Source organism: Streptomyces ureilyticus (genome assembly GCF_011045025.1).
In the GTDB taxonomy this organism is placed as follows: Bacteria; Actinomycetota; Actinomycetes; order Streptomycetales; family Streptomycetaceae; genus Streptomyces; species Streptomyces ureilyticus.
In genome coordinates, this window is sequence record NZ_JAAKZX010000410.1 from 1 (window position 1) to 2,842 (window position 2,842).

The 2,842-nt window shown below is 69.8% G+C and carries 3 protein-coding genes; 2 read left to right on the forward strand and 1 reads right to left on the reverse strand.

The window, feature by feature from the left end; genetic code table 11:
• The coding region (locus tag G6048_RS47550; RefSeq protein ID WP_165345821.1) for an HAD family hydrolase at positions 1-637 on the reverse strand (637 nt) is incomplete at its 3' end.
• Between the two features lie 378 nt (positions 638-1,015).
• Between G6048_RS47550 and G6048_RS47555 the strand changes: the two genes are divergently transcribed.
• Positions 1,016-1,660 carry an HNH endonuclease family protein gene (locus G6048_RS47555; RefSeq protein ID WP_165345822.1) on the forward strand — a complete coding sequence of 215 codons (645 nt, stop codon included), beginning with the start codon at positions 1,016-1,018 and terminating at the stop codon, positions 1,658-1,660.
• A gap of 96 nt (positions 1,661-1,756) precedes the next feature.
• On the forward strand, positions 1,757-2,842 hold a 1,086-nt coding region (locus G6048_RS47560; protein WP_328829114.1), incomplete at its 3' end, for a DUF7800 domain-containing protein.

Sequence of the window (2,842 nt, forward strand, 5' to 3'; positions counted from 1 at the left end):
GCCCTGTTCCCTGCGGACGAAGCTCTGGCTCTCGAGGAACGAGATCGCTTTTGAGATGGACGCCGGGCTGACCCCCCACAACCCGCATCCCCGCGGAACGCCCCGCCGCGATCCCCGCCCCCGAGTCCTCGAACACCACACACTCGGAAGGCGCGACCCCCAGCTCGGCGGCCGCCTTCAAGAACCCCTCAGGGTCCGGCTTGCTCGCGCCGACGGACTCGGCGGTGACCCGGACGTCGGGCAGCGGTAGCCCGGCGGCGGCCATTCGCGCGGTCGACAGCGGTACGTCCGCGGAGGTCACCAGTGCATGCGGCAACGCCAACCCCCGCAGTGAGGCGAGGAGTTCCGCGGCTCCGGGAATCGCGACGACGCCCTCCATGTCGGCCGTCTCCTCGGCCAGCATGCGCTCGTTGTCCGCGATGTTCTTCTCCATGGGCCGGTCGGGCAGCAGCAGGGCCATCGACGCATGCCCTTGCCGGCCGTGGACGACCTTCATGATTTCGGCCCCGTCCAGCCCGTTCCGCTCGGCCCACCGGTGCCAGACGCGTTCGACTACGGCATCGGAGTTGACGAGGGTGCCGTCCATGTCCAACAGCAGGGCACGGGCGGTCAGCACGGTCGTGGCCGTCATCGGCATGCTCCAAAACGTAGGAGAGGGGGCCGAGGGCGCCGGGGCAAGGTGCCCTCAGGGCAAGGCGGCCCAAGGACAAGGTGGCCCCGCCCACCGGTCAGGGAAAGCGGGCGGGAGCCACTTTGTTCCTCTACGGTACAAAACCGAACGGCAATCCCGCCACCACTCAGCGGACCCGATTCCACAGAACTTCACGTAACAAAGGCCGAACCAAAAGCCCAACAAAGGCACGCACGAGCCCAAAGCTCCGCCGCCCCGGCCCCGTACCCCTTGTTATGTCATGGCCACGACATTAAATTCTCACCCGGCGCACATCTCCCCGAAACGCGGCACCGCAAGCATTCGCACGCACCGTCAACTTCCCATCCCCCCAAGGGAGTTCGCATGCCAAAGGTCTACGCGCGTCGACGACTCAGCATACTCGCCGCCGCCGGCGGATTGATAGCCATGGCCGGGCTTTTCAACGGTCCGGCCGCCTCCGCTGCCCTGCCCACCCCCGTCAGCGCCGACACCGCCCGCTCCTATCTGTCCCAGCTCACCGTGGCGAACGAGGACCGCACCGGCTACGACCGCGACCTCTTCCCGCACTGGATCACCCAGTCCGGCGCCTGCAACACCCGTGAAGTCGTCCTCGAGCGCGACGGCGAGAACGTCGAGCAGAGCTCAAGCTGCGCCGCGACCAGCGGCAGTTGGTTCTCCGTCTACGACGGCGCCACCTGGAGCGCCGCCGCCGACGTCGACATCGACCACCTCGTCCCGCTCGCCGAGGCCTGGGACTCCGGCGCCGGCAGCTGGAGCACCTCCGAGCGCGAGGGCTTCGCCAACGACCTGACCCGCCCACAGCTCATCGCGGTCACGGACAACGTGAACCAGGCGAAGGGCGACAAGGACCCGGCGGAGTGGATGCCGTCGGTCAGCTCGTACTCCTGCACGTACGTACGCGCCTGGGTCCAGGTGAAGCACCACTACGACCTCTCCGTCGACTCCGCGGAGAAGAGCAAGCTGACCTCGGTGCTCAACGGCTGCTGAGCCTTCCGCGGTCCGCAGTCCGAGAACCTCCGCCGGAACCTCCCCACTGACCTCCGTCGTTCCGTACCGTACGGGGCGACGGAGGAGGGTGATCACGTGGCGAGGCTGCGGCTGGGACCACTGCTGAGGTACGTCGACGGCTCGTCCGCGACCGTCTGGGTCGAGGCGAGCCGTCCGTGCGCCGCCGAGGTGCGCTGCGCGGACGGCGCCGGCGGCGAGACCCGTACCTTTCAGGTCGCGGGCCATCACTACGCCCTGATCCCGGTGACCGGGCTGACACCGGGCACGTCGACCGCGTACGAGGTGCGCCTCGACGGTACGACGGTCTGGCCGCTGCCCGGCTCGCCGTTCCCGCCCTCGCTCATCCACGCCCCGGCCGACGACGACAACGCGACGGTGCGGGTGGCCTTCGGTTCCTGTCGCTGGGCCGCTCCGCCCGCCGACGAGAAGGACCCGGTGGGCCCGGACGCGCTGGACACGCTGGCCGCACGCCTCGCCTCGGATCCGGAGGCCGAACGGCCCGACGTACTGGTGCTTTTGGGCGACCAGGTGTACGCGGACGAGACCTCCAATGCCACCCGCCGCTGGCTGGCGGCCCGCCGCGACCTCAAGGATCCGCCGGGCAACGAGGTCGCGGACTACGAGGAGTACACCCGCCTCTACTACGAATCGTGGCTCGACCCCGAGGTGCGCTGGCTGCTGTCCACCGTGCCCAGCTGCATGATCTTCGACGACCACGACGTCATCGACGACTGGAACACCAGCGCCTCCTGGCTCGCCGACATGCGGGCCACGCCCTGGTGGCGCGAGCGCCTGCTGAGCGGCCTGATGTCGTACTGGGTCCACCAGCACCTCGGCAACCTCCCGCCCGAACATCTCGCCGCCGACCCGCTGTACGCCGCCGTGCGCGCGATCCCCGACGGCACGGACGTCCTCCGCGCCTTCGCCGCCGACGCCGACTCGAACCCCTCCTCGGTCCGCTGGAGCTACCGCCGCGACTTCGGCCGCGTACGCCTGCTGATGATCGACACCCGCGCGGCCCGCGTTCTCGACGAGAGCGACCGGGCGATGCTCGCTCCCGGCGAGCTCGCGTGGCTGCGGGAGCAGGTGCTGGAGGGGCGGGGTGCCCCGGCCCCAACCCCGGCACCCGTGCCGAGCGGAGCGAACGGGACGGCCACACCC

Coding starts and splice junctions, on each gene's coding strand:
- G6048_RS47555 (WP_165345822.1), top strand. CDS start 1,016: ATGCCAAAGGTCTACGCGCGTCGACGACTCAGCATACTCGCCGCCGCC.